This is a genomic window from Saliniferula longa, from assembly GCF_050789285.1.
Lineage (GTDB): Bacteria > Pseudomonadota > Alphaproteobacteria > Rhodobacterales > Rhodobacteraceae > CAVPWP01.
In genome coordinates this window covers 113,035-138,257 of the sequence record NZ_JBOUVX010000003.1, presented here as the reverse complement: position 1 = coordinate 138,257, position 25,223 = coordinate 113,035, and the positions used below count along the sequence as shown (strand labels likewise).

20 protein-coding genes are annotated in these 25,223 nt (G+C 68.7%); 14 read left to right on the top strand and 6 right to left on the bottom strand.

Annotated features, from left to right (window positions below):
• Positions 1-114: 114 nt before the first annotated feature.
• The 5 genes from dusB (at position 115) to ntrX (ending at position 7,445) form a co-directional block, all read left to right on the top strand.
• Positions 115-1,116, top strand: coding sequence for a tRNA dihydrouridine synthase DusB (dusB, locus tag ACRDNQ_RS13650; RefSeq protein WP_431829243.1), 1,002 nt, complete (start codon positions 115-117; stop codon positions 1,114-1,116).
• Positions 1,113-2,210, top strand: a complete 1,098-nt coding sequence (locus ACRDNQ_RS13645) for a two-component system sensor histidine kinase NtrB (RefSeq protein WP_431829242.1) — start codon at positions 1,113-1,115, stop codon at positions 2,208-2,210. The genes dusB and ACRDNQ_RS13645 overlap by 4 nt, the downstream gene beginning before the upstream one ends.
• Positions 2,211-2,213: 3 nt before the next feature.
• Positions 2,214-3,593, top strand: a complete 1,380-nt coding sequence (locus ACRDNQ_RS13640) for a response regulator (RefSeq protein WP_431829241.1) — start codon at positions 2,214-2,216, stop codon at positions 3,591-3,593.
• A gap of 99 nt (positions 3,594-3,692) precedes the next feature.
• Positions 3,693-5,984 carry a sensor histidine kinase NtrY-like gene (locus ACRDNQ_RS13635; RefSeq protein WP_431829240.1) on the top strand — a complete coding sequence of 764 codons (2,292 nt, stop codon included), beginning with the start codon at positions 3,693-3,695 and terminating at the stop codon, positions 5,982-5,984.
• A 12-nt stretch (positions 5,985-5,996) separates the two neighbouring features.
• Entirely contained in the window at positions 5,997-7,445 is a 1,449-nt protein-coding gene (ntrX, locus tag ACRDNQ_RS13630; protein ID WP_431829239.1) for a nitrogen assimilation response regulator NtrX, read from the top strand.
• 6 nt (positions 7,446-7,451) lie between these two features.
• On the opposite strand, the gene ACRDNQ_RS13625 is transcribed toward ntrX, so the two are convergent.
• The gene (locus ACRDNQ_RS13625; protein WP_431829238.1) at positions 7,452-9,329 is read right to left on the bottom strand and encodes a patatin-like phospholipase family protein; all 1,878 of its coding nucleotides are present in this window, start codon (positions 9,327-9,329) and stop codon (positions 7,452-7,454) included.
• Positions 9,330-9,556: 227 nt separating this feature from the next.
• Between ACRDNQ_RS13625 and trkA the strand changes: the two genes are divergently transcribed.
• The 5 genes from trkA to ACRDNQ_RS13600 all read left to right on the top strand — a co-directional run bounded on the left by trkA (position 9,557) and on the right by ACRDNQ_RS13600 (position 14,507).
• Positions 9,557-10,933, top strand: a complete 1,377-nt coding sequence (gene trkA / locus ACRDNQ_RS13620; protein WP_431829237.1) for a Trk system potassium transporter TrkA — start codon at positions 9,557-9,559, stop codon at positions 10,931-10,933.
• A complete protein-coding gene (locus ACRDNQ_RS13615; protein ID WP_431829236.1) occupies positions 10,933-12,444 on the top strand; it encodes a TrkH family potassium uptake protein in 1,512 nt (503 codons plus the stop codon). The genes trkA and ACRDNQ_RS13615 overlap by 1 nt, the downstream gene beginning before the upstream one ends.
• A gap of 139 nt (positions 12,445-12,583) precedes the next feature.
• Positions 12,584-12,817: an RNA chaperone Hfq gene (hfq, locus tag ACRDNQ_RS13610; RefSeq protein WP_086053174.1), complete on the top strand. Its 234-nt coding sequence runs from the start codon at positions 12,584-12,586 to the stop codon at positions 12,815-12,817.
• A gap of 26 nt (positions 12,818-12,843) precedes the next feature.
• Positions 12,844-14,094, top strand: coding sequence for a GTPase HflX (gene hflX / locus ACRDNQ_RS13605; protein ID WP_431829793.1), 1,251 nt, complete (start codon positions 12,844-12,846; stop codon positions 14,092-14,094).
• Between the two features lie 11 nt (positions 14,095-14,105).
• Complete coding sequence (locus ACRDNQ_RS13600) at positions 14,106-14,507, top strand: DUF2177 family protein (protein WP_431829235.1); 402 nt, start codon at positions 14,106-14,108, stop codon at positions 14,505-14,507.
• 75 nt (positions 14,508-14,582) lie between these two features.
• Here ACRDNQ_RS13600 and ACRDNQ_RS13595 read toward each other — a convergent pair whose 3' ends face one another.
• The 4 genes from ACRDNQ_RS13595 to ACRDNQ_RS13580 form a co-directional block, all read right to left on the bottom strand.
• Entirely contained in the window at positions 14,583-15,407 is an 825-nt protein-coding gene (locus tag ACRDNQ_RS13595) for a class I SAM-dependent methyltransferase (protein ID WP_431829234.1), read from the bottom strand.
• A 214-nt stretch (positions 15,408-15,621) separates the two neighbouring features.
• Positions 15,622-16,365: a VPLPA-CTERM sorting domain-containing protein gene (locus tag ACRDNQ_RS13590; RefSeq protein WP_431829233.1), complete on the bottom strand. Its 744-nt coding sequence runs from the start codon at positions 16,363-16,365 to the stop codon at positions 15,622-15,624.
• A 301-nt stretch (positions 16,366-16,666) separates the two neighbouring features.
• Positions 16,667-17,617: a YihY/virulence factor BrkB family protein gene (locus ACRDNQ_RS13585; protein ID WP_431829232.1), complete on the bottom strand. Its 951-nt coding sequence runs from the start codon at positions 17,615-17,617 to the stop codon at positions 16,667-16,669.
• A 66-nt stretch (positions 17,618-17,683) separates the two neighbouring features.
• Positions 17,684-20,176, bottom strand: a complete 2,493-nt coding sequence (locus ACRDNQ_RS13580; protein ID WP_431829231.1) for a penicillin acylase family protein — start codon at positions 20,174-20,176, stop codon at positions 17,684-17,686.
• A 77-nt stretch (positions 20,177-20,253) separates the two neighbouring features.
• On the opposite strand from ACRDNQ_RS13580, the gene ACRDNQ_RS13575 reads away from it, so the two are divergent.
• Entirely contained in the window at positions 20,254-21,126 is an 873-nt protein-coding gene (locus tag ACRDNQ_RS13575; protein WP_431829230.1) for an NAD(P)-dependent oxidoreductase, read from the top strand.
• Positions 21,127-21,248: 122 nt separating this feature from the next.
• Complete coding sequence (locus ACRDNQ_RS13570; protein WP_431829229.1) at positions 21,249-21,755, top strand: GNAT family N-acetyltransferase; 507 nt, start codon at positions 21,249-21,251, stop codon at positions 21,753-21,755.
• A gap of 146 nt (positions 21,756-21,901) precedes the next feature.
• Here ACRDNQ_RS13570 and ACRDNQ_RS13565 read toward each other — a convergent pair whose 3' ends face one another.
• Positions 21,902-23,488 (bottom strand): divergent polysaccharide deacetylase family protein, encoded by a 1,587-nt coding sequence (locus tag ACRDNQ_RS13565; protein WP_431829228.1) that lies wholly within the window; start codon positions 23,486-23,488, stop codon positions 21,902-21,904.
• Between the two features lie 119 nt (positions 23,489-23,607).
• Here ACRDNQ_RS13565 and ACRDNQ_RS13560 point away from each other — a divergent pair, with 119 nt between their 5' ends.
• Entirely contained in the window at positions 23,608-24,189 is a 582-nt protein-coding gene (locus ACRDNQ_RS13560; RefSeq protein WP_431829227.1) for an anthranilate synthase component II, read from the top strand.
• Positions 24,186-25,205, top strand: a complete 1,020-nt coding sequence (gene trpD / locus ACRDNQ_RS13555; protein ID WP_431829226.1) for an anthranilate phosphoribosyltransferase — start codon at positions 24,186-24,188, stop codon at positions 25,203-25,205. Before ACRDNQ_RS13560 ends, trpD begins: the two co-directional genes overlap by 4 nt.
• Positions 25,206-25,223: the final 18 nt, after the last annotated feature.

Here is a 25,223-nt window from a genome sequence, read left to right as displayed (position 1 = left end):
AATGCGCTGCGCCGTCACCCCCGTGCTGCCCAAAAAAGCGGCAGGTTACGTCTGGCCCACCTGTTGTGTCCGTGGGCATTTGCCATTCGTCCTCTGGCGCGATACCTGAGGGCCATGTGCACAAGGAATGAGCAACTGACCATCGAAGTGGCAGGCGTGCCTCTGGACAGCCCCGTGCTGCTGGCGCCGATGGCCGGAATCACCGACCTGCCGTTTCGACGGGTCGTGCAGCGATTCGGCGCGGGCCTTGTCGTGTCCGAGATGGTGGCGAGCCAGGAGATGGTGCAGGCCAAGCCCGGCGTGCGCGAGAAGGCCGAGCTTGGCCTTAACGTCGAAGGGACCGCGGTGCAGCTTGCCGGGCGCGAGGCGCGCTGGATGGCCGAGGCCGCGCGCATGGTCGAAGGCATGGGCGCGCGGGTCATCGACATCAACATGGGCTGCCCCGCGAAGACGGTGACGAACGGTCTGTCGGGTTCGGCGCTGATGCGCACGCCCGATCACGCGCTTCGGCTGATCGAGGCCGTGGTTGGCGCGGTGACGGTGCCGGTCACGCTGAAGACGCGCCTCGGCTGGGACGACGCGACGCAGAACGCCCCCGAGATCGCCCGCCGCGCCGAGGCCGCCGGCGTGCGGATGGTCACGATCCACGGCCGCACGCGGTGCCAGTTCTACAAGGGCGCGGCCAACTGGGCCGCGATCCGGGCGGTGCGGGCGGCGGTGCGCATTCCGGTCATCGCCAATGGCGATATCGTCGATGCCGCCACGGCGCGCCGCGCGCTGACGCAGTCGGGCGCTGCGGGCGTCATGGTGGGGCGCGGTGCGCAGGGCCGGCCCTGGGCGCTGGCGCAGATCGCGGCGGCGCTGGCGGGGCGGGGGCGCCCTGCGGCGCCTGCGGGCCGCGCGCTGGCCGATCTGGTGGGCGGCCATTTCGAGGACACGCTCGCCTTCTATGGCGCGGCGCTGGGGTCGAAGGTGATCCGCAAGCATCTTGGCTGGTACATGGACGCGGCCGGAACCCCGCCCGCGCTGCGGCGCGAGGTGCTGACCTCGGGTGATCCGGCGCGGACGCTTTCGCTTCTGGGGCTGGCGCTTGACGGCGTGGCGGAGGCGGCATGAAGTCCTTCGGCGAAACCCTGTGGAATTCGTTGCCGATCCCGGCGTTCCTTCTCGATCCCGGGGACATCATCTCCGAGGTGAACCCCGCGGCCGAGCTGTTCCTGAATGCCTCGGTCCGGTCGTTGCGCGGTCAGCCGATGTTCGACACGCTGGCGATCGACGCCCCACTCGAAGATGCGTTTCGCCGCGTAAGAACCGACCAGTCCTCGCTTTTCATCAATACCGCCGACGTCGGATCGGGCGAGCGGCCGCCGGTGCAGTGCAACATCCAGATCGCGCCGATGATCGGAATGCCGGGCTTCGTCCTGCTGATCATGGAGCCGCGCCAGATCGCCGACCGGCTGAACCGGGCGCACTCGGTCAAGAGCGCCGCGAAATCGGCCATCGGCATGGCCGAGATGCTGGCGCACGAGATCAAGAACCCGCTGGCGGGCATCACCGGGGCGGCGCAGCTTCTGTCGATGAACCTCTCGGGCGAGGATCAGGAAATGACCGACCTGATCGTGGCCGAGACGCGGCGCATCCTGAAGCTGCTCGAACAGGTCGAGCAGTTCGGCAACCTTCGTCCGCCCGAACGCCGGGCGGTGAACATCCACGATCTGCTCGACCGCGCCCGCAAGACCGCGCAGGTGGGCTTTGCCGCCAACATGCGCGTGGTCGAGGACTACGACCCGTCGCTGCCGTCGACCTGGGTCGATGGCGACCAGATGCTGCAGGTGTTCCAAAACCTGTTGAAGAACGCCGCGCAAGCCGCGCGCAACGAACGCGGAACGATCACCATCCGCACGTTCTACGACACCTCGCTGCGCCTGCGCCGGAAGGACGGCACCGCGGCCCTTCCGCTTCAGGTCGAGATCGTGGATGACGGCCCCGGCATCCCGCCCGAGATCGCGTCAGAGATCTTCGAACCCTTCGTCTCGGGGCGCGAGAACGGCACCGGGCTGGGTTTGGCGCTGGTGTCGAAGATCATCTCGGACCACGACGGCTGGGTCAGCGTGAACAGCGTGCCCGGGCGCACGGTGTTTCGCATCTCGCTGCCCGTCGCGCCCAAGGACGAGGGCGTCGAGGTCCCGAAAAGTTCAGGAGAAGGCTAGGCAATGGATGGCACGGTTCTGGTCGCCGACGACGACCGCACGATCCGCACGGTTCTGACCCAGGCGCTGACGCGCGCCGGCTGCAAGGTGCATGCCACCTCGTCGCTGGTCACGCTCATGCGCTGGGTCGAAGAGGGCAAGGGCGATCTGGTGATCTCGGACGTGATCATGCCCGACGGCAACGGGCTCGAGCAGCTGCCGCTGATCTCGAAGGCGCGGCCGGGCCTGCCGGTCATCGTGATCTCGGCGCAGAACACGATCATGACCGCGATCCAGGCCGAAGAGGCCGACGCCTACGACTATCTTCCCAAGCCCTTCGACCTGCCCGACCTGATGAAGCGCGCGGCCCGCGCGCTCGAGGTCAAGCGACGGGCGGGCGCGGTCGCGCGCCCGACGACCGACACCACGGTCCGCGGGCCCCAGGACGAACTGCCCCTTGTCGGCCGCACGCCGTCGATGCAGGCGCTGTACCGCCTTGTGGCGCGGGTCATGAACACCGACCTGCCGGTTCTCATCACCGGGGAATCGGGCACCGGAAAGTCGCTGATCGCCCGGGCGATCCACGACTTCTCGGACCGGCGCACGTTGCCCTTCGTCGTCGCCTCGGCCGCCGACCTGGCCGCGATGGAGGGGCCGGCCACGCTGATCTCGCGGGCGCGCAACGGCTCGATCCTGTTCGACGAGGTCGGCGATCTGGGCGACGAGGCGCAGGCGCGGGTGGTCCGCATGCTCGACAGCTTCACCGACAACGCGCCCCGGGTCATGGCCACCAGCCAGGCCGACCTGTCGCGCAAGATGGAGTCGGGCGCCTTCCGCCAGGACCTGTTCTATCGCCTCGGCGGCGTCACGATCAGCGTGCCCAGCCTGCGCGAGCGGGTCGAGGACATCCCCCTTCTGGTCGAGCATTTCCTGGCCCGGGCCGAGCGGGACGGCGCGCCCGAACGGCGCTTCGATGCCGGGGCCATGGACCTTGTGCGCGCCTACAGCTGGCCCGGCAACGTCCGCCAGCTCGAGAACACGATCCGGCGCATCGTCGTCACCGGCACCGAGGAAGAGATCACCCGCGCCGAGGCCGAGGCCGTGCTGGGCAACCAGCCGGCGATGGAGCCCCTTGTCGGCGGGGGCGAGGGCGAAAAGCTGTCGGCCTCGGTCGGCAAGCACCTCAAGCGCTACTTCGACCTGCACGGCGGCGTGCTGCCGCCCCCAGGCCTCTATCAGCGCATCCTGCGCGAGGTCGAGGGCCCGCTGATCGAGATCGCGCTCGACGCCACCGGCGGCAACCAGGCGAAATGCGCCGATCTGCTGGGCATCAACCGCAATACGCTGCGCAAGAAGATCACCGATCTCGATATTCGCGTGACACGTCGCCGCAAATTGATGTAAAACCGCAACAGGAGAGTGGCCGATCCGCCGCAGCGGACCAGAAGCCACCCGATATGGCGGTCGCGGCGGTCTTGCTGCGCATCAGGTAGGAGTGTCCCCGTGACGGGACGCGTTCGACAGGCAACGCTCGAGCGGGTTGCGCGCCTTCGGCGTCAGCGCCGGTTCCAGAACTGGGCGACGCTTGGCGTGGTCATCCTCGGGCCGCTTCTCGCGCTTGCCACGTTCCTTGTGCTTGGGCCGCTCGACGCCGGGGCGTCGGCGCTCGAACTGCGTCTCGTGCTGCTTGCCGACCTTGTCTATGTGCTGGTGGTGGCCGCGCTGGTGATGGGGCGCATCGCCACGATGATCGCGGCGCGGCGGGCGAAATCGGCCGGCTCGCGCCTGCACCTGCGCCTTACCGGGGTCTTCGCGGCCATCGCGCTTGTCCCCACGGTCATGGTCGCGATCTTCGCGGGGCTCACGATCAATGTCGGTCTGGAAGGATGGTTCTCGGACCGCGTCCGGCAGGTGGTGGGGGCGTCGATCTCGGCCGCCGAAGCCTATCGCGAAGACCAGCGCAGCGACCTTGTCGCCGATGTCGAGACTCTGGCCGACTATCTCGACGCCGCGCGCCGCGCCAATCCCTTCATCGGCGAGGGCGAACTGCGCCAGCTTCTGAGCCAGGCCCAGCCCCTGGTCCAGCGCGGCCTGTCCGAGGCCTACGTCATCAACGGCGTGGGCCAGATCCGCGCCCGCGGCGACCGGTCCTACCTCTTTTCCTACGAAATGCCCGCGGCCGCCGACATCGAGGCCGCCCGCGCCGGAACCGTGGTGATCGAGGATCTGGACGTCGGCGAATTCCGCGGCCTGGTGGCGCTGGCCGCCTATCCCGACCGCTATCTCTATGTCAGCCGCGACGTCGACCTGCGCATCCTGACGCTGCTTGACGACGCCCAGGAAACCGCGCGGCTTTACACCCAGCTTGAAAGCGAACGCGGGCGCCTCGTGTTCGAGTTCGGCCTTCTCTACCTCGGCTTCGCCGTCATCCTGATCCTTGCCGCGATCTGGCTGGGCCTGTGGTTCGCCGAACGCCTGTCGCGGCCGGTGGGGCGGCTGGCCGGCGCGGCGCAGCGGGTGGGCGCGGGCGATCTGGACGTGCGCGTGCCGGAAGAGACGGGCGACGACGAGATCGCCATGCTGGGCCGGGTCTTCAACCAGATGACGCGGCAGCTCAAGGGCCAGCGCGACGCGCTTTTGCAGACCAACCGCCAGATCGAACGGCGCCGGCGGCTGTTCGATTCGGTGCTGTCCTCGGTGACGGCGGGCGTCATCGGCCTTGACGATCGCGGCAACGTCAGCTTCATCAACCGCTCTGCCGCGACCCTGCTTGGCACGGTCGCGGCGGAAGGCGCGGCGATTTCGACCGAGCTGTCCTCCGAGCTTCCCGCCGAGCTCCCTCTGGGCCGCGCCGCACCCGAATTCCTGCCGGTCTTCGACCGTCTGCGCGACAGCGGCCGCGAGACGGCGCAGGAAGAGGTCAGGCTGATCCGCAACGGCGCGCAGGAAACGCTGCTGGTGCGCATCTCGACCCGCCGCAACGAGGCGGGCAATCTCGAGGGCTACGTGATCGCCTTCGACGATGTCTCGGACCTTGTCTCGGCGCAGCGCATGGCGGCCTGGGGCGACGTCGCCCGCCGCATCGCGCACGAGATCAAGAACCCGCTGACCCCGATCCAGCTGTCGGCCGAGCGGATCAAGCGCAAGTTCCGCGCCTCGGCCGGCGACGAGGCCGAGCTTCTCGACCAGTACACCGACGTGATCGTGCGCCAGACCGGGGATCTGCGGCGGATCGTCGACGAATTCTCGAAGTTCGCGCGCATGCCCCAGCCGACGCGGCGGACCGAGAACCTTGTGACGCTGGTGCGCGACGCCGTCGTGTTGCAGGACGCCGCGCAGGAGGACATCGCGATCGCCGTGGACCTGCCCGAAGGGCCGGTCTTCTGCGACATCGACGCGACGATGATCGGCCAGGCCCTGACGAACCTGATCAAGAACGCCGGCGAGGCCATTGAAACGCTGCGGGAAAAAGGCGCCCCCGCCGGCCATTCAGGACGCATCAGCGTCGCGCTGACGGTCGACGGCGACCAGGCGCGGATCCTCATCTCGGACAACGGGATCGGCCTGCCCGAGGATCGCGCCCGCCTGTTCGAGCCCTACGTGACCACCCGCGAGAAGGGCACCGGCCTTGGCCTGCCCATCGTGAAGAAGATCATCGAAGAGCATGACGGAACCCTCACCCTTGCCGATGCCGAGCCGCTCGACGTCTCGGGCCAGATCGGCGCACGGGCCGAGATCTTGCTGCCGCTTGCACAGGCGGGCGGCCAAACGGGCGACGTGAAGGTCGCCGAATAGGAGGTTGTATTCATGGGCGATATTCTGATCGTGGACGACGAGCGCGACATCCGGGAACTGATCGGGGACATCCTGCGCGACGAAGGCTACACGGTGCGGCTGGCCGGCACCTCCGAGGACTGCGTGGCCGAACTCGAGCGCGAGCTTCCGTCGCTGATGATCCTCGACATCTGGCTGAAGGACTCGAAGCTCGACGGGATCGACATCCTCAAGAAGGTCAAGCGCGAGACGCCCGAAGTGCCGGTGATCATCATCTCGGGCCACGGCAACATCGAGATCGCCGTCGCCGCGATCAAGCAGGGGGCCTACGACTTCATCGAAAAGCCCTTCAACATCGACCAGCTCATGGTGGTGATCGGCCGCGCGATGGAGACGTCGCGTCTGCGGCGCGAGAACATCGAACTGCGGCGCAAGGACGTCACCGCGGCCGACATGATCGGGAACGGCGCCGCGATGCGGGCGCTGCGGGCGCAACTCGACAAGGTGACGAATTCGAACGGCCGGGTGATGTTCTCGGGGCCGGCCGGGTCGGGCAAGGAAATCGCCGCGCGCTATGTCCACGCGAATTCGAACCGCGCCTCGGGCCCCTTCGTCAGCGTCAATTCGGCCAGCGTCGAGCCCGACCGCATGGAAGAAGTGCTGTTCGGCCGCGAAAGCGCCGAACGCGGGATCGAACCGGGGCTTCTGGAACAGGCCCATGGCGGCGTCATCTTCTTCGACGAAGTCGGCGACATGCCGCTGGGCACCCAGTCGAAGATCCTGCGCGTGCTGACCGACCAGCAGTTCCAGCGCGTCGGCGGGTCGGACAAAGTGCACGTGGACCTCCGCGTGATCTCGTCGACGAACCGGGATCTCGAGGCCGAGGTCGATGCCGGCACCTTTCGGCGCGAGCTGTTCCACCGCCTGAACGTCGTGCCGATCCGCGTGCCGGGCCTCGAAGAGCGGCTTGAGGACATTCCCGAGCTTGCCGAGCATTTCATCGCCGATTTCAACCGCACGCAGGGCCTGCCGCTGCGGCGCCTCAGCGACGAGGCGGTCGCGCTTTTGCAGACCATGCCTTGGCCCGGAAACGTGCGGCAGTTGAAGAACGTGGTCGAGCGGGTGCTGATCCTGGGGGCCGAGCGCGGAGATATCACGGCCGCCGAACTGCCCCAGCCGGGCCGGGGCGGCGAGGATGGCGAGGGCGAGCGCATGGTGCTGGCCGCAAGCGTCGCCATGCTGCCGCTGCGCGAGGCGCGCGAGCTGTTCGAGCGCGAGTACCTGCTGACCCAGATCAACCGGTTTGGCGGCAACATCTCGCGCACGGCGACCTTCGTGGGCATGGAGCGCTCGGCGCTGCACCGCAAGCTCAAGTCGCTGAACGTAGTGACGACGACGCGTTCAGGTGCGCGCGTCGCCCAGTTCAGCGACGAGGACGATGCCGATCAGGACGAGGGGCCGATGCAGGCGCGCGCGGTCTGACGCCGGTCAGCCGGCCGCCTCGGGCGCCGACAGGCGCGCCGCGGCCCGGCGCAGCAGGTCCAGGCCCGTCGCGCCGGCGTCCGCCTCGGCGGCAAGCGCGGCCGAGGCCCGCGCATAGGTCGCCTCGTAGAGCCGCCGCCCCCTGGTCCAGTCCAGAAAGCCCATTCCGGGCAGGGGGCTGACCGGCACGAAGATGTCCGACCCGGGGTCGATGTTCGCCAGCCGGCGTTCCGAGTTCACGATCATGCTGCGCGTCATGATCGACGAGATCCCGGGAAAGCGCACCCGCTTGACCAGCGGCCCCAGAAGCGCGCCGGCAAGGGCGCGGCCGCGCCCGGGAAGGGCGTCGTAGTCGGACATCACGCGCCAGTCGCGCTTGCCCTCGAGGCTCAGCACAAGGTTCGGCCCGGGCTTCAGGCCGCGCATCGTCTCGACCGGCACGTTGTCGATATAGGCGCCGTCGATGAAGACCTCGCCGTCGGGGGCGACCAGTGGCGGGAACACCGCCGGGATCGAGCTGGACGCCCGCACCGCCCGCCACAGCGCCCCGCGCCGAAGCACGGCAAGGTCGTTGCGCGTCAGGCTGGTCGAGACGGCATAATACGGGATCGGCAGGTCCTCGATCGCGATTTCGCCGTAGTGGCGGCGCAACTGGTCGTCGAAGTAGCGCGGGTCGAGGATCGAGTGTTTCGGCACGGTCAGCCGCTTCATCGCGCGCGACCGCACGAAGATGTCGTCGCAGCGGTCCAGCACCTCGTCGGGACCAAGGCCCATGGCCACCGCGCCGCCCATGGCCGCGCCGACGCTGGCGCCGCCCACCATGTCGATGGTGACGCCATGTTCGGCAAGCGCCTTCACAAGGGCCAGATGCGCGGTGCCGAAGGCTCCGCCGCCGCCGAAGACCGCGCCGAAGGCCCGCCCCCGCAGGAACCGCGAAAGCCGCGCGATGTCGGCGGCGTTGTCCATGCCGACGTGGTGGTGAATCCCCGGGGCGCGCCCCTCGAGCGCCTGCGCGGTGCCGTCAAGACGCGTCGTGCCCGGCGCGTGCAGCAGCGCAAGGTGCACACTTTGCGGCAGGAAGGTCGCGGCGATCTCGGCCTCGAGCGCCGAGGGACCGGGCGCCGCCCCGCCGTGCCGCCGGTCAAGCACCAGAAGCACGGTGTCGGCGGTGTCGAACACCCGGCGCGCGGCCTCGGGTTCGGCCGAAGGGTCGGCGCAGGACAGGACCACCGTGCGGCCCGCCAGCCCACGCTCGGCAAGGCGCGCGCCCAGCCCGCCGTCCATGGCCGCGCCCACCTCGTCGGGGCTCAGCGTCACCACCGACCCGTCGCGGCCAAGCTCGTCGCCGAGCGCGGCGAGGAACGCGGGATCAAGCCGCCCGCCGCCCGCCGGCAGGATGCCGATCACGTCGCCCGGACGGGGTTTCAGGCTGGCGGTCGCCGGCACGCTGCGGCGCAGGCGTTCGGCAAGCGCCGCGATCACCGCCTCGGGCAGGCCCGGCACCCTGTCGCAGAGCGCGCGATAGCTGTCGCGGGTGATCCGCAGGACCTGTCCGGCGCGTCCGGCCGTCACCGTCGCGGTGCGGCTGCCGCCCGCGAAGAACGCGATCTCGCCGATCGGTTCGCCGGCGGCGATCTCGGCGATGGGGCGCGCGCCGTGAAAGACGATGAACCGCCCGTTGAGGACGATGAAGAAGGCATCCGCCGCCGAGCCTTCGGTGACCAGCACCTCGCCCCGCTGAAGGGTCTGGGGGGTGCCGGCGCCACGCAGGGCGTCGATCAGGTCGGGCGACAGAAGCGCGCCGGAGGGTCCCCCCGCCGGCGCCGTCCCGTCCGCTGCCACGGTGCCCTTGAAGGCGCCAGGGCCCTCGGTCCTCGTCGTCATGTCGTCCCCCATCGTGCATGTATGGCCCGGATGTGTCCGGGCGCCTTTTTCTTCAGAACCTTAAGTCGATCGGTCGCGCTCTGCCTAGGCCCGCGTGCAGGCCGCCGGCCCTGACGTCACGTCGCCGGAGCGCACCAGCGGACCGGGCCGGAACCTGACCCGCAATTGACGCGGACCGGGGCTTCTGCCACTTCTGAGCGCCTCACGAGGCGGCGACCGGGGCAGTCATGAAGGTCATCATCTGCGGAGCAGGGCAGGTCGGCTGGCAGATCGCCCGGCAGCTCTCGGGCGAACGCAACGATGTCACCGTGGTCGACAGCAACGCCGATCTGGTGCGCCGGGCCACCGATACGCTGGACGTGCAGGGGATCGCGGGCTTCGCAAGCTATCCCGACGTGCTCGAGCGGGCGGGCGCGCGCGACGCCGACATGGTCATCGCCGCCACCCATTCCGACGAGGTCAACATGGTCACCTGCCAGGTGGCCCACTCTGTCTTTGCCGTGCCGCGCAAGATCGCGCGGCTCAGGGCGCAAAGCTACCTGACGGCGATCTATTCCGACCTCTACCGCCGCGATCACCTGCCGATCGACGTCGTGATCAGCCCCGAGCGCGAGGTGGCCGAGGCCGCGCTGCGCCGGCTGGCCGCGCCGACCGCCTTCGACACCGAGATGTTCCTCGAGGGCCAGGTCCAGCTTCTGGGCATCCAGCTGGACGAGGACTGCCCGGTGCTGAACACGCCGCTGCGGCAGCTGACAGACCTGTTCTCGACCCTGCGGGCGATCGTCGTGGGGGTGCGCCGGGCCGGAAACCTTTTCGCGCCCGAACCGGGCGACCAGCTTTACGACGGCGACCAGATCTATGTCTCGACCCATGTCGACGACACCGCCCGCACGCTCGAGATCTTCGGCAAGCCCTTCACCCGGCAGGAGCGGATCGTGATCCTTGGGGGCGGCAACGTGGGTCTGGCGGTCGCCCGCGCGCTGGAAGGCCGGGCCGAGCGCGTGCGCTCGAAGGTGATCGAGAAAAGCCGCGCCGCCGCCGAACGCGCTGCCGACGCGCTTGAACGCACGGTCGTGCTGCACGGCGACGGGCTGGACATGGAGCTTCTGTCCGAAGCCGGGATCGACCGCGCCGATGCGATCCTTGCGGTGACCGACGACGACAAGACCAATCTTCTGGCCTCGGTACGGGCGAAATCGGCAGGCTGCAAGATGGCGATCGCGCTGGTCAACGATCCCACGCTTCTGCCGCTGATGGAGCCGCTGAACGTCGACGCCTACATCAATCCGCGCGCCACCACCGTCAGTTCGATCCTGCGCCACATCCGGCACGGGCGCGTGCGCGGCGTCTATTCGATCGGCGACGGCGAGGCCGAGGTGATCGAGGCGCAGGTCCTGTCGACCTCGCCCATCGCGGGCCAGGCGATCCGCGACATCGACTTTCCCGAAGGCGTGCTGGTTGCGGCGGTCCAGAAGGGGGGCAAGGTGGTGCGCCCGACCGGCGGCACCCGCATCGACGAGGGCGACGTGATCGTCGTCTTCTCGCTGGCCGCCGACGTCCCCGAGGTCGAGCGCCTCTTCCAGGTCTCGATCGACTTCTTCTGATGCGCGCCTGGTTCGCAGGCCTGCCGTTCATCGTCCTCCTGATGGGGATCGGCGCGCTGTCGATGCTGCCGGTCTCGGTCCATGCCTATCTGGTCCGCGACCTGCCCACGGCGCGGATCTTCCTGTATTCCAGCCTGATCTTCCTGGTCCTGTTCGCGATGATCGCGGTGGCCACCGCGAACCGCGTCGTGCGCCGCCAGGGACGAAGCCACCTGCTGTCGCTTCTGGCGGCCTACACGCTGCTTCCGCTGATGCTGGCCTTCCCGCTTTACGAGGCGATCGGAAACACCGACTTCCTCAGCGCCTACGTCGAGATGGTGTCAAGCTTCACCACCACCGGCGCCAGCTTCTTCGAGCGCGGGCGGCTTCAGCCGTCGCTGCACCTTTGGCGCGCGCAGGTCGGCTGGATGGGGGGCTTCTTCGTCTGGGTCACGGCCGTGGCGGTCTTCGCGCCGCTGAACCTTGGCGGCTTCGAGGTCGGGTCGAGTTCCGAGATCGGGCAGGGGGCGCTGCCGGCCTCGCAGATCCGGGGGGTGGCCGACACCTCGGTGCGGCTGCGCAAGTTCGCCGTCCTGCTTTTCCCGGTCTACGCCGGGCTCACGCTGCTGTTGTGGATCCTGCTTCTGTCGGCGGGGGATCCGCCGCTGGTGGCGCTGGCCCATGCGATGGCGATCCTGTCGACCTCGGGCATCTCGCCGGTGGGTGGGCTTGCGGGCAGCACCTCGGGCGTGCTGGGCGAGGGGATGATGCTTCTGTTTCTCGTCTTCGCCCTGTCGCGCGTGACCTTCTCGAAGTGGGAGCGGCCCGAAGGCCTGCGCAGCGTCTGGACCGACCCCGAACTGCGCATCGGCCTTGCCATCGTCGCGGCGGTGCCGGTGCTTCTGTTCCTGCGCCACTGGGTCTTCGCGGCGGGCGACGACGTCGGGCTGGCCGATGGTCTTTTCGGTCTGTGGGGCGGGTTCTTCACGGCGCTGTCGTTCCTGACCACGACGGGCTTCCGAAGCGCCGGCTGGGACGAGGCGCAGCTGTGGTCGGGCCTGCAGACGCCGGGGCTGGTGCTGATGGGTCTGGCGGTCTTCGGCGGCGGCATCGCCACGACCGCGGGCGGGGTCAAGCTGTTCCGGCTTTACGCGCTTTACAAGCATGGCCAGCGCGAAATGGAAAAGCTCGTGCAGCCCTCGTCGGTGGGCGGCTCGGGGCAGCGCGCGCGCCATATCCGCCGTCAGGGCGCCTATTCGGCCTGGATCTTCTTCATGCTGTTCGCGCTGTCGATCTGCGCGGTGACGACGGCGCTCAGCCTGACGGGCCTTCGTTTCGAAGAGGCCCTGGTGCTGACCGTCGCCGCGCTGTCGACGACCGGGCCCCTGACCCAGATCGCGATGGAAACACCCATCGATCTGCTGATCCTCAGCCCCGCCGCCAAGCTGATCTTCACCGCCGCGATGGTGATCGGGCGGCTCGAGACGCTGGCGATCATCGCGCTGATGAATCCCACCTTCTGGCGCAGCTGATGCAACGTAAGCGTGTGTAATTGCGTAACGATCTGATTTTTGGTCTGGAATCTCCTTTCGCTCCGCTACATACTGATATCCGGACGTTTGAGAATGGCCCTGGCGCGGGGCAACAAGAAAGAAAAAGGGCTAGAACTTCATGGCATCCGACCGTCAGAATTTGCAGGACGCCTTCCTGAACCATGTCCGGAAGACCAAGGTCCCGGTCACGATTTTCCTGATCAACGGCGTCAAATTGCAGGGCGTCATCACCTGGTTCGACAACTTCTGCGTGCTGCTGCGCCGTGACGGCCAGTCCCAGCTTGTCTACAAGCACGCGATCTCGACCATCATGCCATCGCAGCCGATCAGCCTTTACGAAGGCGAAGACTGACCGTGGACGAGGCCGCGACGGGGGCCATGCGCGCCCTCGTGCTGCACCCCGATATCCGCACCGAACCCGCGCGGCGCGAGCCCGCAGCGGCACTGGACGAGGCCGTGTCGCTTGCCGTGGCTCTGCCGGGACTTGACGTCGTGGGCGCCGAGGTCGTGCGCCTGCCGCGCGCCCAGCCCGGCACGCTGTTCGGGTCGGGCAAGATCGAGGAGATCGGCCAGCGCCTGAAGGCCGACGAGATCGGGTTGGTGCTGATCGACGGCCCCGTCACCCCGGTCCAGCAGCGCAACCTCGAGCGCGAATGGAAGGTCAAGCTTCTCGACCGCACCTCTCTCATCCTCGAGATCTTCGCCGACCGCGCGCGCACCCGCGAGGGCGCGCTTCAGGTCGAGATGGCGGCGCTGAGCTATCAGCGCACGCGCCTTGTCCGCGCCTGGACCCACCTCGAACGCCAGCGCGGCGGCCTTGGCTTCGTCGGCGGCCCCGGCGAAACCCAGATCGAGGCCGACCGCCGCGCCATCGACGACCAGCTTGTGCGGCTCAGGAAGCAGTTGTCGAAGGTGGTCAAGACGCGCGCCCTGCACCGCGCCGCGCGCGCCAAGGTGCCCTATCCGGTGGTCGCGCTGGTGGGCTATACGAACGCGGGCAAGTCCACGCTGTTCAACCGCCTGACAGGGGCCGAGGTGCTGGCGAAGGACATGCTGTTCGCCACGCTTGACCCGACGATGCGCGCGGTCCGCCTGTCGACCGGGCGCGACGTGATCCTGTCGGACACGGTGGGCTTCATCTCGGACCTGCCGACCCAGCTTGTCGCGGCCTTCCGCGCCACGCTGGAAGAGGTTCTGGCCGCCGATGTCATCGTGCATGTGCGTGACATCGCCCATGCCGAAACCGATCTTCAGGCCGAGGACGTCGAGACGGTGCTGGCCGAACTGGGCGTCGCCGAGGACACGCCGAAGATCGAACTGTGGAACAAGGTCGACCTTCTCGACCCCGAGGCCCGCGCCGCGGTCGAGGCGCGCGCGGCGCGCACCGAGGGCGTCTTCACCGGATCGGCGCTGACGGGCGAGGGCCTGCCCGCGCTGCTTGAGGCCGTGACCGAGGCGCTGGACGAGGCCCGCGTGACCGAGACGATCGTGGTGCCTTTCGCCGCCGGCCGCCAGCGCGCCTGGCTTTACGAGCAGGGCGTGGTCGAGGACGAGGCGCAGACCGACGCGGGCCACCGCCTGACCGTGCACTGGACGCCGCGCCAGCGCGCCGCATATCTCCGTCTTTAGGAGACGTGCCCATGCAGATCGCGATCCTTTACGCCTCGACGGCGGTGATCTTTCTCGTCCTCGACGCGGTGATGCTGTCGACGGTGATGAAGCCGCTCTTCCAGCGGCACCTGGGCGAGGCGCTGGTCGAGCCGATCCGCCTGGCCCCAGCGGCGGCCTTCTACCTGTTCTACGTCGGGGTCCTGCTGTGGCTGGTGACGATCCCGGCGCTCGCCACCGGCCCTTCGGGCAAGGTCGCGCTGAACGCGGCGCTTCTGGGGGCCGCGGCCTATGGCACCTACGAGTTCACCAACTACGCCACCCTCAGGGACTGGACCTGGGAGATGGTCGCGGTTGACCTGACCTGGGGCACGGTCCTGACCACGCTTGCCGCCATGGGCGGGCTCTGGGTCACGCGGGCGGTCACGGGGTAGGGGGCTGCCACCCCGCGCAGAGGTATCTTGCAAGAAACGTGCCGCTCTTGAAACGCGACGATCAACCGTCGAGACTCATGCCGTCTTCTTGATGCAGGCGACAGCAATGTGCGAGTTGGACAACATGAAGTTGCCAAGTCCCGAATTCGGTCTTCGCGTTGGAACGATGGCGTATTGTTCCGAATTCTTCGAGATCACGTCGAAATCGTTGAGCAGCGAATACGGATACCACCAGCCATCTCCTTCGGAGTAGCCTTGGCGTCTGAAACCCAGCCTGACGTAGGTGAACGCCGAAAGCAGATTGGCTGCATAGAGGCCAAGCCGCAGTTTTCGCGCACCTCTCGACCCAAAGGAAAAGTTGTTGTGATCGCTTATCAATACGCCGAACCGGCTCACGCGAAATGCTTCGGTCAGGACCTGCTTTGGGAACTCGACGTGGTGAAGGACACCTGTGATCGTTACGAGGTCGAAGGAGCCCTCCGCGAAAGGAAGCGACTCTCCGCTCCCTTCGACAATTTTCGCACTCGGCACTTTCTTGCGCGCGATCTCTGCAAGTGCCGTGGACGGCTCGACCCCCGTAAGGTCCACTTTGGCCTTGCGTTCACTGAAATGGCTGGAAAGCCATTCAAGCGCGCGGCCCGTCCCGGTTCCGATGTCGAGGACTGACGACGCCTCCGAGAAATATCTGGGGACAAGCAGTTCCAGTGCCCTCGTGTGCTCGACAACCTTGTCGTTGCCGAGCGTCTTGTCGTACTGAGCTGCGGTAAGATCATAGTGTTTTTTGGTGTTTTCGTTCGCTGTCACTTGGAAAACTCCGTGCACGAATTCACATGGGACGATCGCCGGAATGAGCTCTACGGTAAAATATTCATAGCCTGCCAGAATCACGACACGGGTCAAGACGCTGTCGCCACCCGAAAAAACGTCTTATGGCGGCCGGCGGAAGCGGGTGGGGTGGTTGTGCAGGAACCCGGCGCCGGTCGGGCCCCACCAGTAGGCAGCGCGGAATGGGGGCGATCCCTGCGGCGGAGAGGGCCAGGCGACGTGTCGCTGCCGAAAAAGAAAGAGGCCGGGCAGGGCCCGGCCTCTGGATCTTTTCAGGTGGCTGCGCGGATCAGCCCGCAAGCTGCCGCTTGCGCCGCGAGGCCCAGCCAAGGGCGCCCACACCGGCCAGCAGAAGCGGAAGCGCCGCCGGCACCGGAACCACGCCGACCTCGAGGCCGGCCGCCGTGATGTTGGCGTTGCCGTCGTCGTACGGGCTGACCCCGCCCGCCCGGAACCGCACGACATCGGCCAGAAGCGACAGGTCCTTGGCAAAGGCAAGGCCGACCGTGTTGAACAGGTTGTTGTCAGTGCCGGTGCCATACGGGTCGTTGTCGTCGTTGATCGCGCTGGCGAAGACCGACGAGAACGTCGCGCCACCGTCCTTGGAGTATTCAAGGACCACCGTCTCGGTGCCATCGCTTTGGCTGTCGTCGTAGGTCAGCATCCCGGCAAAACCCAGGATCTTGACGAGGCCGCCGAACTTGACCTGGACGTATTCGTTCTTGTTGACCCCGTTGCGCATGCCGTCGACTTCGTTGTCGTTTCCACCGCCCTGCACGCCGAAGCCCACGTCGAAGCGATTGTCGACCGCATCGCACGTGAACTCCCAGGCTTCACCGGTGCAGCCAACATTGGTCTTGTGCGTGGCGTCGGTCAGCGTGCCCGACCCGGTGATCTCGTAGGTTCTGTTGGCGGCGGACCCCGTGGTGTTGCCGGTGCCGATTCCGCTGGTCGTGAAATCCAGGACCGTGGACGCGGCGGCCGGAGCGGCCAGCGCTGCCACGAAAGCCGTAGCAATAATTGTCGTCTTCATAATGATTTCCCCCTTGCCGCACGTCGCGGCGGTTACGGACTACACAGGGCAGCAAGAATGCGTGAACGGCGGGGAAATTTCAAGCAAGAACATGCCCTTCCCCCCGGGGGTTCGGCGCGCGCGGATAAATATCGTTAAGTTTCGGCGCGTTGGGCCGCGCTGGTCCGTCACGGTCATCGTTTCCCCGGGCTTGCCGATACGCCCCACACGGCGGATCGTTGCGCGACGAAGGTCAAATGACGCCGGCGCCGGCGCCACGGGCCACCGCCCTGGCCGGAGGTGCCATGGCCCGCGCCCAAGCTCAGTGCGGCCCGCTCCCCGGGCTTAGCGCGCGGGCAAGATGGCGGATCCGCAGCGCGCGGTTGAATTCGCCCCCGAAGATCAGGATCAGCGCCCCGAGATAGAGGAAATAGAGGGTCGCGACGATCCCGGCGAGGCCCGCATAGTAGCTGGCGTAGACCGCGAAGCTGCGCAGGTAATAGGAGAAGACCGTCGCAAGGATGGTCCAGAGGGCCAGCGTGAACAGCACCCCGGGCCAGATATGCGCGAAGGCGGTGCGCCGTGCCGGCAGGAAGACATGCGCGACAAAGAGCGCGGCCATCAGGATGACCGCCGCCGACGGATACCGGATGAGACCGATGGTCACCGAGGCCGGGTCGAAGTCCGGCATCAGACGGTGCAGCAGCGATCCCACGCGCGGGGCCAGAACCAGAAGGTAGCCGACCACCACAAGCGCCAGGGCGGCGACGACCACCACGGCCACCTGCACCAGGAAAAGCGTCAGCGTCGTGCGCGTCTCGCGGATGCCGTAGGCCCGGTTGAGACCGACCCTGACGCCGTCCACGCCCCCCATCGCGAACCAGATGGTCAGCAGGAAGCCGACGCTCAGAACGCCGCCGCGCGGGACGGTCAGCACCTTCTTCACCTCCGAGACAAGCGGGTCGACCAGTTCGCTCGGGACGATGGCGATCAGGAACTCGGTCAGGTTGTCGGCCATCGACCGGTCGCCGATGAAGGCGGCCATCGAACTTGTGAAGATGAGAAACGGAAAGACCGCGAGAAGCGCCCGGAAGGCGACGTTGCCGGCCAGTCCGAAGGCGTCGTCGCTCCACAGGCGCAGACCCGCTTCGCGCAGCACCGCCACGGGGGCGCGCCACCCGGTGCTGTGAAACAGGTTCTCGGGGTCCGACGTCTGGATGCCATGGCTCAGGATGGTGTCCCGGCCCTGATCGTGATGCGACTCGGCGTTCATGCGGCCATACTACAGCCCGAACCGCGCAATGGCGGAAGGTTCCTCTGCGGCCGCGAGGCGGCGATGCTACTGGCCCACAGGCTCGGGGTCCGTTTTCGGCACCAGCCGCGTCACGCCGACCGCCGCCGCCCGGGCAAGGTCGGGATCAAGGCTCATGGGAATGTATTCGCCGCGCCGCCACAGCTCGCCCAGGTCGTCGTAATGGCGGGACAGGGGATGGCCCGACTGCCCGGTCGCGATGATGAAGACCGAACTGTCGGGATCGGCGAAGTCGTAGACCCCGCGATAGCCTGCGCCGTGCACGTTCAGGAACGGGTCGGGATCGACGCCCGAGGTGCGCCCGCGCATCAGCGTCTGGTCGCCGCCGCTGGTGGACTGGCGGATATTCACCAGCCAGCGCAGCACCGGAATCTCGCCCAGAACCTCGTGGTCGTGCCGCGCCTCGTGCGCGTCGCCCCAGCGCAGCGATTCAAGCTCGCCGCCGTACTTCTCGCTGATCCAGACCAGCGCGTCGTCCAGCGCCTGGCGGGCGATGTCGGTGCAGGTCTCGACCGGGGCCGACTGCACCACGTCGCACCAGACCGAGGCGCCGTCGATGTCGCGGAAGACGCGTTCCAGAAACAGGGGCTCGACATGGGGAAACTCGGCCGCCAGCACCGGGCCCAGCTCGTCGCGGATCAGCCGATCCTGAAGCGCGCGCATCCAGGCGGCGTAGATCAGCGGCTCGGGCAGGTGCTCGTTCATCTCGCCGTTCCATTCCGCCAGCAGCAGAAGCGCGCGCTGGCGCTGGCGCTCGGGCGTGCCTTCGGGCGCGGCCTCGCCGGTGAACCACAGGTCGGCCGCGATCAGGGGCAGCAGCGACCGCGCGGTGTAGCTGACGGTGTCGAGTTGCGCCTCGATGAAGCTTTCGCGGGTGTGCACCTCGCGGTTCTGCATCAGGAACTGCCAGCGGAACACGCGCTGGCTGTCGCCCCAATCGAAGCTCAGGTGGTTGGGGAAGGGGCGGTCGACGGTCTTGTTGTTGGTGTTGCCCAGGATCCCGCCCGGCGGATCGACGAAGCGCGGGTTGTCCGAGGCCGGGAAACGACCCTGCCAGCGGTTCTCGACCCGCCAGCCGGGCGCGGGCACGCGGCCCAGGCTTTGGTGGCGCGCGTCGCGGCGGGGCATGGCGCCGATCACCGCCATCGCGATCCGTTCGCCGTCGACCACGGTCAGGTTCTGGCTGGGAGCGATGTAAAGCTCGGAGGCTTCAAGCGCTTCGTCCAGCGTCTGCGCCCGCATCAGCCGCAGCGAGGCGGTCATCGAGGTGTCGTTGGGGCTGAGCGCCGTCCACCCCAGCGCGGCGACATGGCCGGGCGGCGTGACCGCGCCCAGATCGAACTGGCTTCCCGTCAGGATCGGGCCGTTTTCCGACCAGCGCAGCGTGATCGTCACCGGCGCCTGGCCGGCGATGTTGATGATCGACGGGCGCGTCGTGACCGGCGTCCAGCCCTCGGGGGTCAGCACTTCTTCGGGGTTGTCGGGGTTGAGCTTCTCGATGAACACGTCCTGGTCGTCGAGGTAGGACGAGGTCACGCCCCAGCCGATGCGTTCGCTGCGTCCGATGACGATTGCCGGCATGCCCGGGATCGTGGCCCCGATCACCCCGCCGCTGGCCAGCTCGAGCCGCGCGAGATACCAGATCGTCGGCGCCGCGAAGCCCAGATGGGGATCGTTGGCCAGCAGCGTGCCGCCCGCCGCCGACCGGTCGGGCGCCGCTGCCCAGGCGTTCGAGGCCCCGGCAAGCCCGCGCTCGGGCGCGGGCCAGAAGGGCGGCTGCGCGCGCTTGGGCCAGGCCAGGGCGTGGGTCCGGTCGATGCCGGGAAGCAGCGCGGCATAGTCGGGCAGGGCGGCGATGCCCGGCCCCGGCGCCTCGGGCAGGATGTCGAGAAGCCGCTCGCCCGGCAGCGCAAGCGCCACCCGGGCGCGCAGAACCTCGTTGGCGACGTGGTCCGACAGGCGCAGCGACATCAGCTTGACCACGGCCAGGCTGTCGGCGGGCTGCCAGGGGGCGATCGTCGGTTCGAAGATCCAGAACTCGGGCGCGCCCCGGCCCCGCGCGCCGGCGTTCACCGCGACCAGCCAGGCGTTGACCCCGTCGGCATAGGCCTGAAGCGCGGCCTTCGTGTAGTCGTCCTGCACCTCGACCGATTGCGCCGCCGCCCCGTAAAGGTCGAGCCGCCTCAAGAGGTCGTCGGTCTCAAGCGTGCGCGGGCCGAACAACTCGCTCAGCCGGCCCTGCGCCACGCGCCGCAGCATCAGCATCTGCCACATACGGTCCTGTGCATGCACAAGCCCCAGTCCGAAATAGACGTCGCGGTCGCTTTCTCCGAAGATGTGCGGGACATTGGCGTTGTCGCGCACGATCTCGACCGGGGCCGCAAGCCGCGCCACCTCGATCGTCTCGTCGTAGTCGGGCAGGGACCGCGTGGCGAACCAGAACAGGCCCGCCGCCGACAGTGCGGCGAGGACGAACGCCAATGTGGACAGGCGCAAGAGCCAGCGGAAGATCGTTGCCATGGAACCTGAGTTGACGCGCCGAACCGAGCCGTTAGGTAGGGGCAGGTCTTAGGCGATTTGGCAGGGGGAGGAAAGCCATGGCGAAGGTCGCGTTTCTGGGTCTGGGGGTGATGGGCTATCCGATGGCCGGGCACCTTGCCAAGGCCGGCCACGAGGTCACCGTCTTCAACCGGACCGCCGCCAAGGCCAAGGCATGGGTCGCCCAGCACGGCGGCGCGATGGCCGAAACGCCGGCCGGCGCGGCGAAGGGCGCCGATTTCGTGATGGCCTGCGTGGGCAACGACGACGACCTGCGCTCGGTCTGCCTGGGCGACGCCGGCGCCTTCGCCGGCATGGCGAAGGGCGCCGTTTTCGTCGACCACACCACGGTGTCGGCGGCCGTCACGCGCGAACTTTACGGCAAGGCGGCCGAGGCCGGCCTCGCCTTCGTCGACGCGCCGGTCTCGGGCGGGCAGGCGGGGGCCGAGAACGGCCAGCTTGTCATCATGTGCGGCGGCGACGAGGCGGCCTATGCCCGCGCCGAACCGGTGATGCAGGCCTATGCCAAGCTGGCCCGTCGGCTGGGCGACAGCGGCGCGGGGCAGCTCACCAAGATGGTCAACCAGATCTGCATCGCGGGCCTTGTCCAGGGGCTGTCCGAGGGGCTGCACTTCGCCGAGAAGGCCGGCCTTGACGGCCGCGCGGTGGTCGAGGTGATCGCGGGCGGCGCGGCGGGGTCGTGGCAGATGGTGAACCGCCACGCCACGATGATCGACGACAAGTTCGACCACGGCTTCGCCGTCGACTGGATGCGCAAGGACCTTGGCATCTGCCTGTCGACCGCCGACGAAACCGGCGCCTCGCTGCCGGTGACGGCGCTCATCGACCAGTTCTACAAGGACGTGCAGAAGATGGGTGGCGGCCGCTGGGACACCTCGAGCCTGATCAAGCGCCTGCGCGCCATGGGCTGAGGATCGGACCGGGGTGCCTTGCCGACCTGCCCGTGCTGCCGCGACCGTGACCGGGGACGTGGCCGGGGCCCCACGGGGCCCGTCCGGCTGGCGGGATCTTGGAACAACCTGAGCGGGGGCGCATGTCGGTCACGGTAACCAGGGTCCGCACGCCAGAGCAGATCGCGTCCGTGCGCGCCCTTGTCTGGGAGTTCTTCGACGTCCTGCGGGCGCGCTATCCCGACATGCACGACGAGATCGACGCCTACATCGCGCAGAAGGATATTGCCGGGCAACTGGGCGCCTTCGCGGAGCATTTCCTTCCGCCTGCCGGCGAATGCTTCCTTGGCCTGCAGGACGGCACGCCGGTGGGCATGGTGATGATGATGCCGAAAGGCGAGGGCGACGGCGAGGTGAACCGGATGTACGTCCGCGACGCGGCCCGTGGTCAGGGGCTTGGACGCAAGCTTGCCCTGGCCGTGGTCGACGAGGCCCGCCAAAGGGGGATGGGCGCGCTCTGGCTCGACGCGCTGTACCGCCATGTCGAGGCGATCCCGCTTTACGAAAGCCTTGGATTCGTGCGCTACACCGACCCCGACGCCTTTGGGGCCGGCGACGACCGCATCATCCACATGAAGCTGTCGCTCTGACCGAGGGCAGGGCCGTTCGGTCCGTCATTCCGATCCCCGAGGTCACGCCCGACGACGGTGCCAAGGGACCGGGCGATCGGTCACGACCCGCGCGCGGGGACGCCGGCCTCCGGCGACAGGTCTTCGGCGTCTGCGTCGGCGCGGCCTCAGTTCTGCGCAAGAATCGCCGCCGAGGCCGGCGCAAGCGCCACCGAGGCCGCACGGTTGCCCAGAGCCCACTCGGTCAGCGCGGCGAGCGTGGCCGGCTCGGCCCGGCCGACAAGAATCACGGCGCCTTCCTGGCGGGCGCGGAACGCCGCCTGATCCAGCGCGCGGCGGATGTCGTCGCCGCTTTGGCCCTCGCCGTCGATGTCGCGGAAGACCAGCGCGGCGGGCACCCCGTCGCGCCGGGCGATCTGCTGGGCGGTGTTCAGCCCGCGCGGGAAGGTGACAAGGCCATGCCCGGACGCGCCTGCCGCCGCCACGACCTGCGCCACGGCGGTGCGGTCCGACTGGAAGCTGGCGCCCGGCCCGTCGATGAAAGCCACGGCCTCGGGCACGGCGGCGAGGTTCGCCTGAAGCGCCACTTCGACGTCCGATGGGGTGGCCCCTTCGGGAAGGCTGGGGATCAGCAGTAACTCGCGCCCCGCCGCGCGCAGCGCGCGCGCCGTCTCGCCGGCGTCGGGGGCGATGGCGTCGATCGCATAGCTTGCCGGGAAGGGCAGCGCCGACAGGGTCTCGACCCCGACCTCGGAGTTCGCGGGCACAAGCAGCACGACCGACAGCAAGGGGCGGTCATCGGTGATCTCGAAGGGCGTGCTGAAGGCGGCAAGCGCGGGGGCCATACCGGCGGCCGCACCGGGGGCGGCGGCGACGGCGGCGGGCAGCGCCTCGGGGGCCTCGGGCGCCTCCGGGGCCGCACCGGCCCCGGGGTCGCCGGCGATCCCGGGCAGGGGCGCCGCGCGCTGCCCCGGCATGGCCGAGGCGACGGCGCCAGGCACCGAGGCCGGCGGCGCATCGCTTTCGGGGGGCGGCGCGGCGTCGGCTTCAGGTGCCATCTCGGGAGCAGTTTCCGGGGAAGTTCCCGTGCCACCTTCGGGGGCGGCATCGCCCACCGAGGGGTCGGGCTGCGCCGCCTCGCGCGGGGCCTCGGCAACGGGCGGGGCTGTCGGCGCCTCGGGGCTGACCGTCGGGGGCAGGGCCGCGATCTCCCCTTCGGGTCCCTCGGCGGGCGTCCCGGCCCCGGAGGCTTCGGGGACTTCCGGCGCGGGCGGCGCCGGCGGCGCGGGGGCCTGAAGCCCCGCGACCAGCGGCGCGTCGCTGCCCGGTTGGTCCGGGGCGGGCACGTCGGCGGGGTGCGGCGCCTCGACCGGCTGCGGCGCGCTCGCGACCAAGGGGGCGGGCGCCTCGGTCGGCGGTTCGGGGGCGGCGGGCGCCGTCGCCGCCGTGTCGGGGGCGACAAGCGGCGTCTCGTCGGGCGTTGGCGTGGCCTCGGCGGCGGGCGCGGCGACCGCGGGCGCCTCGGCGATGTCGGCCGACCCGCCGGGCGCGGTTTCCGCCGCGGGCAACTCGGGTTCGGCCTGCTCGGTCACGGTGTCGAATTCGCTGGCGTCGGGCGCTGGCGTCGTCTCGGCCCCGGCGGCGGGCTGCGGCAGGACCGGGTCCTGCCGGTCCGCGATCAGCGTGGCGGTCAGGAAGATGAACGCCCCGACCACGAATCCCCAGAACGTCCCCGAAACGAACCCGCGTGCCATGCCCGGTCTCTCCGCCTGTTCTTTTGCCTCTTGGGTGCCTTGACCCCCGGCGGCACCTCTGACCAAGTATACCCGACCCCGGGGGGCGGACCAGCCCCCAATCCGCTCAAGGCTGCAAGATGCTGCTTCTCATCGATAACTACGACAGCTTTACCTACAACCTCGTCCATTACCTGGGCGAGCTTGGCGCCGAGGTGCTTGTGCGGCGCAACGATGCGCTTGACGTGCAGCAGGCGATGGCGCTGCGCCCGGCAGGCATCGTGCTGTCGCCGGGGCCCTGCGATCCCGCGCAGGCCGGCATCTGCCTGGCGCTGACCCAGGCCGCCGCCGAGACGGGGACGCCGCTTCTGGGCGTCTGTCTTGGCCACCAGACCATCGGCGAGGCGTTTGGCGGACGCGTGGTGCGCGCGGGCCAGATCGTGCACGGCAAGCTTGGCACCATCCACCACGAAGGCCGCGGCCTGTTCCGCGGGTTGCCATCGCCGCTGAAGGCCACGCGCTATCACTCGCTCATCGTGGAACGCGAAACACTTCCCGAGGTGCTCGAGATCACGGCCTGGCTCGAGGACGGGACGATCATGGGCCTGTCGCATCGCGAAAGACCGATCCACGGGGTCCAGTTCCACCCTGAATCGATCCGGTCCGAACACGGCCACGCGATCCTGCGCAATTTCCTCGACCTCGTGGCGGTTCCGGCATGAGCGACCGGCTGAAGCCCCTCATCGCTGCCGCCGTCGACCGGCCGCTGACGCGGGACGAGGCCGAGACGGCCTTCACCATCCTGTTCGACGGCGAGGCGACGCCCAGCCAGATCGGCGGGTTCCTGATGACCCTGCGCACGCGGGGCGAGACGGTGGGCGAATACGCCGCCGCGGCGGCCGTGATGCGCGCCAAGTGCCGCAAGGTGCGCGCGCCCGAAGGCGCGATCGACATCGTCGGCACCGGCGGCGACGGCAAGGGCACGCTGAACATCTCGACCGCCACCGCCTTTGTCGTGGCGGGCGCGGGCGTGCCGGTGGCCAAGCACGGCAACCGCAACCTCAGCTCGAAATCGGGTGCGGCGGATGCCCTGACGCAGATGGGCGTCAACGTGATGGTCGGGCCGGAAGTCGTTGAAAAGGCGCTGAAAGAAGTGGGCATCGGCTTCATGATGGCGCCCATGCATCACCCCGCGATCGCCCATGTCATGCCGACACGGGCCGAACTTGGCACGCGCACGATCTTCAACATCCTCGGGCCGCTCACCAACCCGGCGGGCGTGACGCGCCAGCTGACCGGCGCGTTTTCGCGCGCCATGATCCGCCCCATGGCCGAGACGCTGGCAGCGCTGGGCTCGGACGAGGCCTGGCTGGTCCACGGCGAGGACGGCACCGACGAGCTGTCGATCGCCGGGCGCACCCATGTCGCGGCCCTCAGGCACGGGATCGTCGAGGAATTCGAGGTCCACCCCGAGGACGCCGGCCTGCCCGTGCACCCGTTCGAGGCGATTCTCGGCGGCACGCCGGACCAGAACGGCGCCGCCTTCCGCGCGCTTCTCGACGGGGCGCCCTCGGCCTATCGCGACGCGGTGCTCTTGAACGCGGCGGCGGCGCTTGTGGTGGCCGGCCGCGCGTCGAGCCTGAAGGCAGGCGTCGAGATCGCGGCCGAAAGCCTCGACAGCGGGGCCGCGCGACAGAAGATCGAGGCGCTGGCGCGGATCACCTCGTCCGCCGCGTGACGAAGACACCCTCACCGC